Here is a 13945-nt window from a genome sequence, read left to right as displayed (position 1 = left end):
GATGGTTGTGTGGTTGCGCAGATTACGACGTGACCACTGGGCAGTCGGGAGACTGCCCCCATGCGGGGCACAAGTGACGCACCTGCGCTGGCGCTAGGTGCCTAACACGCGCCAGGCGTTGATGCGTGGTCACGCCCGGCCTGTTTTTTGAAATTGGGAGGGAGATTGGCCGGTGATCTTTTTGAAGGTGGTGTTGAAGGTAGTTTTGGAGGTAAAGCCGGATTGGAAGGCAATGCCGAGCATGTTCAGGTGGCTGTGGCCCGGGTCGAGCAAGAGGCGGCGGGCTTCGGCCACGCGGTGGGCGTTCATGTACTGGAAGAAGTTTTGGCCGAAGCCTTCGTTCAATAGATAGGATAGCTCATGCGTGGTGATGGACATGCGGCGGGCGAGGCCGGGAAGGTCGAGGTCCGGATCGGTGAATATTTTGTCGCGCTCCACCAGGTGTATGAGCTGTTCTTTTAGGCTGGCGAGCTGCTGGGGGGTGAGGCGTGGCGCGCGCGGGGTGGATCGGTGTTGTTCGGTGATGATGTCGGCGAGGGCGGCGGCTTCGCGCGGCGGAAACGGGTAGACCTCCTGTTGGCGGAGGGACCAATAGGCTACCCCGATCACGCCCACTAAATAGCCTATCGGGGTGCCCGCGGTAATGACGGGGTTGTGTATAAACACGTCGTTGAGCCACAGCAGCAGCATGCCTGCGAGGCCGTAGAGGAAATAGCGCAACCAGCGAAGGTCGATCGTCTCGACGGCGGCGGTAAACAGGCGGATGTCGGCTTCATGGCGTACAAGCCGGAGATAGGACATGATCCAATAGGCCACTACCTGCACCTTTATGGCGAAGAACAGGAACATCCCGATGCTTTTGGCGGGCTCGAACACATCCAGCAACAGCGAGAGGGTGAAGCCGATGAACAGAAAGAAGGGAAGAAAATGCCACAGATCCCGGCGGACGAAACGCCGGCCGGGCACGGTAAAGCTGATGACGCTGAGGTATAATGCGGGCGCCATGGCCAGGCGTGTAATTTCCTGTAATGCCGCGATCCAGGGATAATGCATGTATACTTCTGCCTGGCAGTCGCGTTGGTCGGATAACGCACAGGCTAATGCGAGCAGGAAGAGGCCCAGCCATCGGTTGGCGGTCCGGTTCCTGCGCAGGGGGTTAGCCAGCAACAGGAAGGCCAGCAGAAAGGCGCATCCGCTGGTAAAGGCGTAGATGGAACATAGGGGTTGCTGCAGCATCTACGCCTATACTACGAAGATTATTTCAAATGTGCCCGCAGCATCCAGGCCATCTTTTCGTGCTGTTCCATCAGCCCGGTGATGAAGTCGCTGGTGCCGGCGTCGCGGTATTCGTTGGCGAAGGGCTCGATGTTCTCGCGCAGGAAGGTAATGATGCTGTCGTGGTCGGCCAGCAGCTCCCGGAGGAAGCCATTGCTGGTGTTCTCACGCTCGCTGTATTCGGTGAGGTGTGTCAGCGACAGGAAGCTTTTGAGGGTACCGGGTGCGTAGTGGCCCAGGGCGCGTACGCGTTCGGCTACGTTGTCGATGATCTCGTCGAGCTGCTCGTACTGGCTTTCGAAGAAGAGGTGCATGTTGTGAAAGTCGGGGCCTTCTACGTTCCAGTGCGCATTGCGCGTCTTGGTGTAGAGTACATATTCGTCCGCCAGCAGCTTGGACAATTGAACGGCTACCGCCTGGGTGCGATCTTCCTGGATTCCGATGTTTGTTTTCATAAAATGGGTTGGGGTAAGTATATCTTCTTTTTCTACTATACTATTATACGGCCTGGGGTGTCGGTTCGGTCACTTCCGTTTCGCGTTTTTGTTGTATGCGGATCAACCCGACGGCCGCCAGCGCTCCCGTGAGGGCCATCAGCACGCCTACCCACTCCGGGGATGTATAGCCCAGGCCCGCGGCGATGGGCAGGCCGCCCAGATAGGCGCCCAACGCATTGCCCAGGTTAAAGCATGCCTGCGATACGGCGGCGGCCAGCATCTCCGCTCCCTTTGCGGTCTGGATCATCAGCATTTGTATCGGCGCTGCCAGGGCAAAGGCCATGCCGCCGGTGACAAATGTCATGATCAGGGAAAAGGCTTTGTTATACGACACGAAATATACAAGAATAAGTGACACGGCCATGGCGACCAACAACGCGGCGGATGTTTTCGCCGGTGAAAAGCGATCGGCCAGCCAGCCGCCGAGGATGTTACCGAACACCATGCCCAGACCCGCAAAGGCCAGGATATAGGGTACGGATTCCGGCGCAAAGCCCGAGATCTCCGTCAACAGCGGCGCAATGTAGCTGATCCAGCAGAACAAGCCGCCAGTGCCGATGGCGGTGATGCAGATGATCAGCCAGGCGTCGGCCCTTTGGAAGAACTTCATTTGTTCCTTCAGGCTGCCGTCGCTCTTTGCTTCCAGGCGTGGCATCCACAATTGCAGGCACAGCAGGGTTACCAGGCCGATGACGGCTATGAGTACGAAGGCATAACGCCAGTCGATGTGGTGGCCGATATAGGTGCCCAGCGGTACACCTGCCAGGTTGGCAACGGTGAGCCCGGCAAACATGATCGACACGGCTTGTGCTTCTTTGCCTTTGTCGGCCAGGCGGCTTGCGACCACGGCTCCCACGCCAAAGAAGGCGCCGTGCGGCAGGCCTGACAACAGGCGTGTGACGAATAGCAGGTCATAGCCCGGTGCCAGCATGGAGAGGGCGTTGAAGCCGGTGATCATCATGACCAGCGCGAGCAGGATCTTCTTGGGCGGATAAGCTCCGGCCAGTACCACCAGCAGGGGCGCGCCGATCACCACGCCCAGCGCATACGCCGAAATGAGGTGGCCTGCTACGGGAATGGATATGTCGAGGTCGTTGGCAATGTCCGGCAGGATGCCCATCATCACAAACTCCGTCGTACCGAGGGCCAATCCGCCCAACATCAATGCGAGTAAACTCTTCTTCATCTTTTTATTCGTATCGCTGCAATCTTGCAACCGGCAAAAATACTGAACATATTCTGCCCCTTGAATAATTCCCGCATTCCGGGTATAAAAAACCACCGACATCGTTACCGGTCTTCTGACGATCCCTTCGCTAACGACTCATTATTTTGTTAGCTAACGATTGCACCAATCTAACGAACGGCTCCACGTCGTTTACGGGAACGATGATCCATGCAAGTTTTTTTTCAAAAAGCTTCCCTATTATCTCCCCGGCAGGTCGTCGTGGGACGTGCCGTAGAATGCGCTGATCCATGCCAGCGATTCCAGCACCACCTCTTCCCGGCCCGCTTCGATCGCGCACAGGAGCTCTACGGTGATGCCGGCTTCGGCGGCCACGGACTCGATGCTCCGCCCCTGCTGCTCGCGTGTCTCGCGGAGCTTGGCGCCAATGCGTTGTAGTATGGCCCGCCGCGCGGGCGTCAGGTCTTCTGACTGGCTCATGTAGTATATTTTAATAAATGTTCCGTTTGGCTTGTGCGGCGGGAGCAAGATTGTCAGGAGAGAGGATGGCAGCAGCGTTGGCGGGGTACTGCCTCTGGCAAATATAGGGTATTATTATACTATAGTATGTATACTATGAGTGGTAACGGGTGTTGTGCGCGCTAAGACTTACGCAAGGTGTGGCGGCAACTGATCGCTGTTACCGGTAGGCCTCGAAGACAATTTGCGTGGCGGCCGGTGGTCGGGAGACCACCTCCATTGATCGCACGAACAGTGCTGGGCACAAGTCGCCCTCCCTTCGGTCGGAAGACTTGCGCCAGGGGCTGATGTGTGCAGGGGCTGCGCCCCTACTACCCGCGTTAACTTTTGCTGACGCAAAAAAGTCAGCGCATAGAAATTGTCAGTACGGCTCTTGATTTTTATGACGGTACCTTGCACCAATAAATTAAGCTGTCAGGAGGTGATGAAGTCGAGGTCTTTTCGGAACTCTTTTTGTACCAGCTCGTCGATCTGTGCCAGGCGGATGGCCAGCTCTTCGTTGACCTGGTCGTTGTCGAGGGTGCCGTGTTGCAGCAGGGCTTTCAGCTCCAGCTGGCGCTTCATGATGGAGGTCAGCTTGATGGAGTTCTCTATATTGTACTTCAGCAGCGTGATCAGCGCTTTGTCGGTGCTGATGCGGGGCGTTGCGGTATTGTCGGGCGTGTTGTTCATGGGCAAAAGGTACTAATTTCCGGGTAGCATTACGTTGTGGCGCGCTGATAATACAAGGTGACGACGCCGGATGTATAGGGCACGGCTTTGAGGAATGTGAGCCCCACGCGTTGTTTGATGTCCTGGAAGAGCGATTTGCCCCCGCCCAGTATAATAGGATGTACCGACAACCGGTACTCGTCTACAAGGTCGTGGTTCACAAAGGTGGTGATCAACGACGCGCCGCCGAACAGCCAGATGTCTTTGCCGGGTTGCTGTTTGATCTTGTTCACTTCTTCGACGACGTTGTCTTTGATCACGGTGGCATTGTCGGTGACCGTGCCGAGCGTCCGCGAGAAGACGTATTTTTTCATCTGGTTTATGTCGCGGTAGAAGTCGATGACGTCCTGGGGACTGTTGGCGTCGGGTTGGTGATTGCCGAACTCCACATAGCTGGTGCGGCCGTAGAGCACGGTATCGATGGACGCACGGAAGGTTTCGAAGTATTTTCCGACTTCGTCGTCCATGATGCACCAATCGATCTCGCCGTTGGGGCCTTCGATAAAGCCGTCGAGTGTGACGGCAAGGTCCAGGATTATTTTTCGCATATCGTTTGTGGTTTTATTTTGTACAACGCAATCTGGCGCTGGTCGGTGACAAGGGTATGTCAGTAGTAGTTGAAAAATGTGGTACCATTGCTCACGGCGGTCGGGAGACCGCAGCCATACGTGGCACCGGTCTCACCCCGGGACGGGGTTAAGACCGGCGCCAGATGCCGCTGGCATAAAAAAAAGCTGCCCCGGGAAACCAGGGCAGCTTGGTGTTATGATTTGACCGTTTAGTGCGGTGTGATGGGTTGCTCGACGGCGTATGCGGGTGGTTCTTCGATCTTGCGGTTGCGGTAGGCGATCTTGGTTACCAGGACGTAGAGTACGGGCACCACGAAGATGGCCAGCGAGCTTGCAGCAACCATCCCTCCGGCTACTGTCCAGCCGATGGTTTTGCGCGCTTCGGCGCCAGCTCCGGCGGAGAAGGCCAGCGGCAACACCCCCAGGATGAACGCCAGCGACGTCATGATGATGGGGCGGAGACGCAGCTGCACGGCTTCGAGCGTAGCCGGGATCACGTCGATGCCTCTGTCAAAACGCTCTTTGGCGAACTCGACGATCAGGATGGCGTTCTTTGCCGCCAACCCGATGAGGGTGATGAGACCGATCTGCGCGTAGATGTTATTCGTCAGGGCCGGCATGAACGTCAGCGTGAGGATCGATCCGAGGGCGCCGATGGGTACTGCAAAGAGTACGGAGAACGGCACGGACCAGCTTTCATACAGGGCTGCCAGGAAGAGGAACACAAACACGATAGAGACGGCGAAGATCATACCGGTACTGCTACCGGCTTTGATCTCTTCGCGGCTCATGCCCGAAAAGTCGTAGCCATAGCCCGCGGGTAATGTCTGGTCTGCCACCTCGCGCAGGGCTTCGATGGCCTGGCCGCTGCTAAAGCCGGGCTTTGCAGAACCCATGATCTCGGCGGAACGATACAGGTTGTAGTGCGACACCACGGCCGGCGTTTCGATCACGCGGGAGGTGATCAGCGCGCTGAGCGGTACCATGCCGCCCGCGCTGTTGCGCACGCGGTAGCGGCCGATGTCGTTGATGTTGCCGCGGTATGTCGAGTCGGCTTGCGCCACGACGCGGAAGTTCCGGCCGTAGATGTTGAAGTCATTGACGTACGAGCTTCCCAGCAGGGTAGCCAGTGTTCCGTATGCTTCGGCCACGGATACGCCAAGCTTCTTGGCCTTCTCTTTGTCTACGTCAACCTGGTAGCTAGGCGTGCGTGCCGTGAAGAACGAGTATGCCATGGCGATCTCGGGGCGCTGGTTAACGGCGCCGAGGAATTTGCGCAGTACACCTTCAAACTTCTGCACATCGTCGGTGCTCGTCGTCTGTTGCAACTCGAATGTGAACCCTGACGACTGGCCCAGGCCGGGGATGGCAGGTGGCGCGATCGCAATCACGCGTGCCTCTTTGATGTCGGCGGTACGTTTCTGGATCTCGGCGATAATGGCTGGTACACTTTCGGTCTTGAGGTTCCGCTCTTCCCAGTGCTTCAGGGCGATGAACACCGTACCGGAGTTCGATTTGTTCGAGAACGTCAGTACGTTCAGGCCTGCCAGGCCCCCCACGACATCGACGGCCGGGATCTGTTTGATACGTTTCTGCAGCTCCAGCATCATGGCGATGCTTCGCTGGGTCGACGCGCCTTCGGGCAATTCGTATGTAACGATCACGCGCTTCTCATCTTCCGGCGGGATGAAGCCCGTCGGTTTATTCTTAAAGAGCAGGAACAGTCCGACGAATACACACACCATCATCACCATGACGAGCGGCGTGCGTTTGATCCAGCTGTGTACACCGCCGGTATAGGCGTGTGACACGCGATCGAACCAGCGGTTGAAAGCTGCGAAGAAACGGTCAAGGAAGTTCTTATTGCCATTCTTATCGGCGGGCTTCAGCATGAGCATACACAGGGCCGGTGTCAGCGAAAGGGCGACGAATGCCGAGATCAGCACGGAGATCGCGATGGTGATCGCGAACTGCTGATAGAGCTTGCCCACGATACCGGGCACAAAACCTACGGGCACGAACACGGCCGTGAGGATCAACGCGATGGCTACTACCGGTCCGCTGATCTCCCGCATCGCTTTTTGCGTGGCTTCTTTAGGCGAAAGTCCTTCGTGGTCCATGTTGTGCTGTACGGCTTCCACCACGACGATCGCGTCGTCCACCACGATACCGATGGCCAATACGAAGGCGAACAGCGTCAGGGTGTTGATGGTAAAGCCGAACGGTATAAAGAAGATGAAGGTACCGATCAACGATACGGGGATGGCCAGGATGGGGATCAGGGTCGAGCGCCAGTTCTGGAGGAACAGGAACACCACGAAGATCACCAGCAACAAGGCTTCCACCAGGGTGTGCACTACTTCGTTGATGGATACTTCCACCACCGACGTTGTCTCTACGGGCACGAGATAGTCCACATCTTTCGGAAAGCTTTTCTTCATCTCCGCCAGGGTGCGGTTTACGCCTTCGGCGGTCTCCAGGGCGTTGGCGCCCGGGGCGAGGTATATAAGCAGGAACGCGCAGGGCTTGCCGTTCACATACGAGTTGTTGCCATAGTCGAATCGTTTCAGCTCGACGCGGGCTACATCTTTGAGGTATACCATGTTGCCCGTGGCGGGGTTGGTACGCACGACGATGTTCTCGAAGTCTTCTTTCTTGTTGATCCGGCTATTGGTCAGTACGTTGTATTCAAATGCCTGGACGTTGCGCTGCGGGTTACCCCCTATCGAACCGGCGGCTACCTGCAGGTTTTGCTCGGCCAGGGCGGCCGTTACTTCCGCCGGTGTCATGTTCAGGGCGGCGAGCTTTTCGGGGTTCAGCCAGATCCGCATACTGAAGTCGTCGCCACGCGAAAAGATATCGCCGACACCTTTCACACGCGACAAGGCGTCTTTCATGTAGATGTTGGAGAAGTTACCGAGGAACACGGCGTCGTGTGTGCCTTCGGGGGAGTACAACGCCAACGCCATGAAGATACTGGGGTTACGCTTGCGCACGGTCACACCGAGGCGGCGCACGACTTCGGGCAGCGTCGGCTCGGCCACGCTCACGCGGTTTTGAACGTCAAGGGTAGCGATGTTGATGTCGGTACCGATGTCGAAGGTTACGGTGATGCTGCTTTGGCCACTACCGGTACTGTTGGAAGACATGTAGGCCATGCCGGGGGTACCGTTGATCTGCGTTTCCATGGCCGTGGTCGTGGTCTGTTCTACCGTCTGCGCATCCGCGCCCGTATAGATACCGGATACGGACACCGTGGGCGGTGTGATATCGGGATATTGCGAGATGGGAAGGGTCGTCATGGCGATCAATCCCACCAGTACGATCACCACCGATACGACGATGGAAGTGACCGGCCTTTTTATAAATACGTCTGCTATCATTGCTTTTCGTATGGTAATAGAATCCGTCTCGGTTATTTCTTTTCTGCCTTAGCTTCGGGCTTGGCTGCGCCGGCGGCCGGAGCACCTGCTGCGGGCGCTCCCGGCGCTGCACCGGGTTGTACGACTGCATAGGAAGCGCCTTCGCGCAAGTTCTGCACACCTTCCACCACGATCGTTTCGCCGGCTTGCAGGCCGCTCTTCACGATCACGTTGTTTCCGATCTGCTGGCCCAGCGTTATTTTGCGCTGCGTTACTTTGTTGTCGGGTACGGTTACATATACAAAGAACTCTCCGAGCTGCTCGGTAACGGATTTGTAGGGGATCAATACGGCGGCGGTGCTGGATGTCGACAATACTTGCAGCGTACCGCTCATACCCGCCCGCAGCACGTTGCCGGCGTTGGGGAATGTGAGACGCATGCGGATGGAACCGGTGTTGGGGTCTACCGCACGGTCGATCACGCTGATCTTGCCGGGCTTGTTATATACTTCGCCGCCGAAGGCAAGACGGAAGGTAGAGTCCTTCGGGCTTTGGCCTTTGGCTTGCAGTTGTGTGAAGCGCAGGATCTCTTTCTGATCGACGGTGATATCGGCCGCGATCGGGTCGTCTGATGAGATGGTGTTCAGCAACGTCTGGCCGGCCGATACCGCTGCGCCCAGGCGCACTTGCGAGATGCCGATGGTCCCTTCAAACGGTGCGGTGATCGTAGAATAGCGCACGTTGGTCTGTACACCCCGCACGCTTGCTTTGGCGGCGTCTACTTGCTTCAGGGCCGCGGCGTAGGCTGCTTCGGCATAGTCTACCTGTTGTTTGGCGATCGCATCGCTCTTGGCCAGCTCGCGGTAACGCTCTACGTCACGCTCGGCTTTGAGCAGGTTGGCCTCTTGTACCGCCAGGTTGGCTTCCGCCTGCTGGTAGGTTGCCTGGTATTGTTGCTGATCGATCGAGTACAGTTTTTGTCCTTTTTTTACTTTCTCGCCTTCGGTGAAGTGGATGGCGGTAATATATCCGTTCACCTGTGCCCGCAGCTCTACTTCGTTCAGGGCGCGCACGGTGGCGGGGTATTCATCATAATAAACAGCATCGGAAGCTTTCACCTCGTGCAGTACGACACCCGCCGGCGGCGGTCCTTGCATCGCACCCGGTTGATCTTTTTTACCGCATGCCACTGCCAGCAGCAGCAGGCCGAGTACTGAATAGTTCTGTATTGTGTTCACTGACATATAGATGTTTGAGAATGTTAATTAGTAATTGATTTGTCCCAGCGCACGTTGTACGTCGATCTTGGCGGCAAGCACCTGGTACAGGGCGTTGAAGTAGTTGATGCGTACGGTACGCAGATCGGTTTCGGCGATCGTCACGTCGAGGTATGGACGGATACCGCTGCGGTACTGCAACTGCACGACGTTGTATACTTCCTCGGCCAGCACCACGTTCTCTTTCAACGCCAGGTAGGTGGACAGGCTGCTTTTGTAGGTAGCCATGGCGCGCGAGTACTCGGTGGTGAGGTTGTTTTGCAGGTTTACCATGCTCCAGTCGAGCTTCTGCAGTGTCCATCGTTGCTCGCGGATGCGCGCCGTACGTTTGCCCCCCTGGAAGATAGGGAGTGTCAAGGTAGCGCCGAAATAGGAGTTCGGAAAGCGTTGGCCGTACAATTCGCTGAGCTCGTTATTCTGATAGTTGGCGATATAGGCACCAAACGCATTGAGGGTCGGCAGGAATGCCCACCAGGCATACTTCAGGTTTGCTTTCTGGAGCTCACGCTGGGTATACAGCAATTTATAGTCGATGTGCTGGTTGTAGCTCAGCGCCTGCACGGTGTCCATCGCAATCTCACCCTCCATTTGCAGGGTGTCATACCGGATGTTCAGGGTGCCATTCGGCGGGTAGCCCATCAGTGCACGCAGGTAATCGAGCTTGTATTTCAGTGCTTCCTGGTTGGCTTTGAGGGTAGCCTTGCCGTTTGTCAGCTGAATCTGCGCACGTTTAAAGTCGGTCTTGTCTACTACACCGGCGGTATACTGGGCGTTCGCGTCTTTCAGGCTTCGTTCCAGGCGTATGATGTCTTCCTGGCCGATCTTGATTTGCTGGGTGGTAGCCAGTACATCGTAGAAGGCTTTCGACACATTTACGACCACGTCAATCCGGGTCGAGCTCAATTGCTGCTCGGCCTGGATACGCACTTTGTTTGCCGTGCGTGCTGCCAGGAGTACGTCGCGGTTGAAGATCGTCTGTGTAGCCTGAAGCTGCAACGACGAAGTGTTGTCCACGCCCAGGCGAATTTCGTTGCCACCGATGACGTTTACCGGCAGGTCTACGTTGTGCTGATAGTTATAGACAAAATTGATCTGCGGGAACCAGTCGGCCAGCTTGCCGTCGATGGTCGCCTCGACGATCTCCTGGTCGGCTTCGGCCTGTTTCACCGAAGGCTGATGATCCAGGGCATACTGCACAATCCTTTCCAGGGTCGCCTCCTGTAACAGGCTATCGGAAACTGCCGGCTGCTGGGTCTGCTCTTGTGCGAAGAGCATGGCCGGCGCGAACAGTACCAATAACAGTATCAGGGTTAGTGGTCTTTTTTCTCTTTGAGATAGTAGCATAAATAATAAATAGTTCTTCTGAAGTAAGTATATAAGCAGGTTAGTGTGTGCGGACGGTCAGGAAATACCTTCGGGCATTTCTTCGTTGAAGATGGTGCGGTAGATCACTTGTTTACGTTCCTGGAGGAATTTACGGTATGTCGCGTCGCTCATGCCGTGTACACTCTGCAGAACGTTTTTGGCTAACAGCGGGTAGTTACACATCGATACCAGGTTGACCATAAAATGCTCGGTCGGGATCGGCGCCATGCGGCCGGCCTCGATCTCGTCTTGTAGCTGCTGGCGGATCATGACGGAGGAACGCTGCTTGTCTTTGCTGCAGAAGATCTTGGTCTTCTCCGGATCGCGGGCCGTTTCGGAAATAATAAAATTCTCCAGGTAGGGATAGGTAATGCCGACGTCTATCACCTTTTCGATATATAGTGCGATCTTATGCCGGAAGGGGCGGTCGCTGGTGAAGATGGCCTTCACCCGTTCGCGCTTCTCGGTGACGACCTCTTCCAGCAAGGTGTCGAGCAGTTGCTCGCGCGACCGGAAGTAATAGTGTATCAACGCACGGTTTACACCGGCTTCGTCTGCGATCTCCTGGGTGGTCGCATTGAGAAATCCTTTTTGAAAGAAAAGCACACGGGCTTTCTCTTTAATCAGGACTTCGGTTTGTTGTTGCTCGGGGGCACTCACGGCCTTATCGATATTGTTTAACAAATTTGTTAACGCAAAGGAATCGCTTTTGGGTTCACAAATACAACGGCATCTGGTCAATATTTTGCCGCAATCGTGTGAAGTCTGTTGAATACGGTTAAGATTGAGGCCGGCGTCTAAAGGCTTGTACCCCATGTCACGGGACTATCGTGGTCGCCTTTGGCACAACGTTCGGTAGGTAGCGTGGTGGAAGTTATTAAATAAAGATGGGCAATGCATCAATTTGCCTTATTATATAAGGAGTGGTAGCGGGAATGGTTACACTTTATGGGGTTTGGGGGTAAGGCTGGGCGCTGACGTTCGAAAGGCGGTCGGGAGACCGCAGCCAAACTGGGCACCGGTCGGAGACCGGCGCCAGGTTGGGAAACTGGCGGGCTAAGGCCCGCCAGGTATTCGTTAGGGGATGTTGATGTCTTCAATGCCGGCGATTTCGGTGGAGACTTCGCCCAGCCAGCCGGCATCCTGGATGGTGGCAGTGTATACTTTGACGAAGTCTATGCCCGTGAGGGTTACCGGTGTGCCGCTGGCGTTTACAGCCCAGGAAATATCGAACGTGGCGTTGGTGTCTGTGTTCACTACGTTGTCGGTATACCCCCAGGCGTACGCGGGAGCAACCCAATGCTCGGTGGCGGAAGGATCGGAGTCATAGGCATTCGGCCATACGCGTGTGCCGGTAAAGGTGATGGTGTTCCCCTGCCACTGCGGGTAGTAGGATGCTTGTGTATGAAAGCTGTTGCGTTTCACCACGCCGGAGTTGCCCTGGTTGTCGGTCCAGGGAACGTCGGCATTCAGCGGGCTGGGCTTGGTGTAGGTGATCGAGTAGTTGTGGATGGTGTTGACGTTGCTGTATTCGCTTCCGGCAAGCTCGTACCAGACGTCATCCGGCAGACCGTTGCCGTTGACGTCGCGCGACACCATGACGATGCCTGCTTCCGACCAATCGGCGAATGCATTGCCATATACTTTGAAGTCTTTACCGGTTACGTTCGCAATGGTGTGATCGAATCCCACTACGATATACCCCCCGAATGCACCCAGGCAAACCAGGCCGTTGGTCTTGCCTACCAGCGCCGTGGCTGCTTTGGCCGCCATGGCCGCCGCGTTGTTGCCTGCGGCATAGACCGGCAATTTGTTAATGAACTGCCCCGGCGCCGGGCTGTATTCAAACACCTGGGTGATATACTTCGTAGGCGCCAGCGCTACCCGGCCGGCAGGGGACGATACATCGGAAAAGTTTGCGGGAGGAGGAAGGTGACTTGCTGCTTGCAGCTCGGGCTGTGTCAGCCCGGTGCCTTTGCTTACTTCTGTTTCCTGGCAGCCAACGAGTGTGAGCATGGCAGCACACGTGGCAAGAATCAATTGTTTTTTCATGGTTTTTGTAATTTAATGTTAAACATCTGGTATAACTGAAAACTTAAGGTTTAAAACAAAACGCTCCGGGTATGATCCCTACTTTGAAAGAGTCCACCGCTGCCCCCTGCGGGGTATAGCGATAGATAACCCCCGGCTGTACGTAATCGATCGCATCGGCCACGTATACTTCGGACGTCTTTCCGTCTACGGCGAGGCCGTAGTAGCCCCCGTTATACTGTTCTTTATACTTGCTATAGATAAAGGGCCATTGTGGAAATGCCCGGGCGATGACGGGTAGCTTGTAGATATGCCGGTTGATGAAATACAATGTATCGCCGGTGCCGTTGAGACAAAGCTCGGATGGCCAGTCACCTCGTTGGAAGCGGAATATTTGTTCTATCTCGCGGGTCGCCGCGTCTATCCTGATCAGACCGGGTGCTTCGTAGCCATAGGGACTGCCGCGGTACCCCCCGTCGGTCACGGTCCAGATCTTATCGAACTTATCCAGCACGATGCTGGTGGGCTGGATGAGCGTAGTAATGGAATCTACCACCTGGTCGGTATTTGTATCGATCACCAGAATTTTGTTGTCATACGACCAGCAATTGGTGAACACGAAGTTCTTATACTGCACCATTTGCTCGGTGGGATGCTGGTAGAACCGGGTATCGTGGTTGGCGACACTGATGGTGCCGGTTATGCCGAATGTCCTGGGGTTGACGATCGTGATGGCCTTGGCATACAGATCGGTGACGTAGGCCTTTTCGTCGTTGATAAAATGAATGTACCGGGGCGATGTCAACCCCGTGATCTTCCCGACATATTCAAACGTGTTAATGTTGATGACATAGATCTTGCCGCTGTTGTTCACCACGATATAGCCAAGACTGTCGCGGATCACCATGGACTGCGCTACATCACCCAACGGCACACCGGTGGCATCGAAAAACACATCGCTCACAACGGTCTTGTCTTCGATGTTGTAATAGGAGAGCGATGCATTGCCATACATGAAGTTCCCCTCATTGGTGATGAACAGTCCCCGTGAAAAAGACGGTGCCGGCGGATGTGGTGTCAGGTGGTCATCGATACACCCATACGCCGCGCCTCCCAACACGAGCGACAGGACGATATAGTAGCGGGGCTTCAT

12 protein-coding genes are annotated in these 13945 nt (G+C 55.7%); all 12 read right to left on the bottom strand.

What is annotated here, in order from left to right; genetic code table 11:
• Positions 1-129 precede the first annotated feature (129 nt).
• The 12 genes from KK078_RS21200 to KK078_RS21145 all read right to left on the bottom strand — a co-directional run bounded on the left by KK078_RS21200 (position 130) and on the right by KK078_RS21145 (position 13945).
• Positions 130-1236: a helix-turn-helix domain-containing protein gene (locus KK078_RS21200; protein ID WP_254092322.1), complete on the bottom strand. Its 1107-nt coding sequence runs from the start codon at positions 1234-1236 to the stop codon at positions 130-132.
• 20 nt (positions 1237-1256) lie between these two features.
• Positions 1257-1730: a Dps family protein gene (locus tag KK078_RS21195; protein WP_254092321.1), complete on the bottom strand. Its 474-nt coding sequence runs from the start codon at positions 1728-1730 to the stop codon at positions 1257-1259.
• Positions 1731-1773: 43 nt separating this feature from the next.
• Positions 1774-2958: an MFS transporter gene (locus tag KK078_RS21190; protein WP_254092320.1), complete on the bottom strand. Its 1185-nt coding sequence runs from the start codon at positions 2956-2958 to the stop codon at positions 1774-1776.
• A 240-nt stretch (positions 2959-3198) separates the two neighbouring features.
• The gene (locus KK078_RS21185) at positions 3199-3438 is read right to left on the bottom strand and encodes a helix-turn-helix domain-containing protein (RefSeq protein ID WP_254092319.1); all 240 of its coding nucleotides are present in this window, start codon (positions 3436-3438) and stop codon (positions 3199-3201) included.
• Positions 3439-3891: 453 nt separating this feature from the next.
• On the bottom strand, positions 3892-4149 hold the full coding sequence (locus KK078_RS21180) for a hypothetical protein (RefSeq protein ID WP_254092318.1): 258 nt from the start codon (positions 4147-4149) through the stop codon (positions 3892-3894).
• 29 nt (positions 4150-4178) lie between these two features.
• Positions 4179-4736 carry a dihydrofolate reductase family protein gene (locus KK078_RS21175; protein ID WP_254092317.1) on the bottom strand — a complete coding sequence of 186 codons (558 nt, stop codon included), beginning with the start codon at positions 4734-4736 and terminating at the stop codon, positions 4179-4181.
• Positions 4737-4966: 230 nt separating this feature from the next.
• Positions 4967-8140, bottom strand: a complete 3174-nt coding sequence (locus tag KK078_RS21170) for an efflux RND transporter permease subunit (RefSeq protein ID WP_254092316.1) — start codon at positions 8138-8140, stop codon at positions 4967-4969.
• A gap of 32 nt (positions 8141-8172) precedes the next feature.
• Positions 8173-9363, bottom strand: a complete 1191-nt coding sequence (locus tag KK078_RS21165) for an efflux RND transporter periplasmic adaptor subunit (protein ID WP_254092315.1) — start codon at positions 9361-9363, stop codon at positions 8173-8175.
• 21 nt (positions 9364-9384) lie between these two features.
• Positions 9385-10692, bottom strand: coding sequence for a TolC family protein (locus KK078_RS21160; RefSeq protein WP_254092314.1), 1308 nt, complete (start codon positions 10690-10692; stop codon positions 9385-9387).
• Between the two features lie 105 nt (positions 10693-10797).
• Entirely contained in the window at positions 10798-11445 is a 648-nt protein-coding gene (locus KK078_RS21155) for a TetR/AcrR family transcriptional regulator (protein ID WP_254092313.1), read from the bottom strand.
• 393 nt (positions 11446-11838) lie between these two features.
• A complete protein-coding gene (locus tag KK078_RS21150; RefSeq protein ID WP_254092312.1) occupies positions 11839-12813 on the bottom strand; it encodes a hypothetical protein in 975 nt (324 codons plus the stop codon).
• A 43-nt stretch (positions 12814-12856) separates the two neighbouring features.
• Positions 12857-13945 (bottom strand): YncE family protein, encoded by a 1089-nt coding sequence (locus KK078_RS21145; protein ID WP_254092311.1) that lies wholly within the window; start codon positions 13943-13945, stop codon positions 12857-12859.

The sequence above is a fragment of the Dawidia soli genome, assembly GCF_018598185.1.
GTDB classification, from domain to species: domain Bacteria; phylum Bacteroidota; class Bacteroidia; order Cytophagales; family Cyclobacteriaceae; genus Ohtaekwangia; species Ohtaekwangia soli.
The sequence above is the reverse complement of the archived record's forward strand: the minus strand, read 5'-3'. Positions and strand labels throughout refer to the sequence as shown.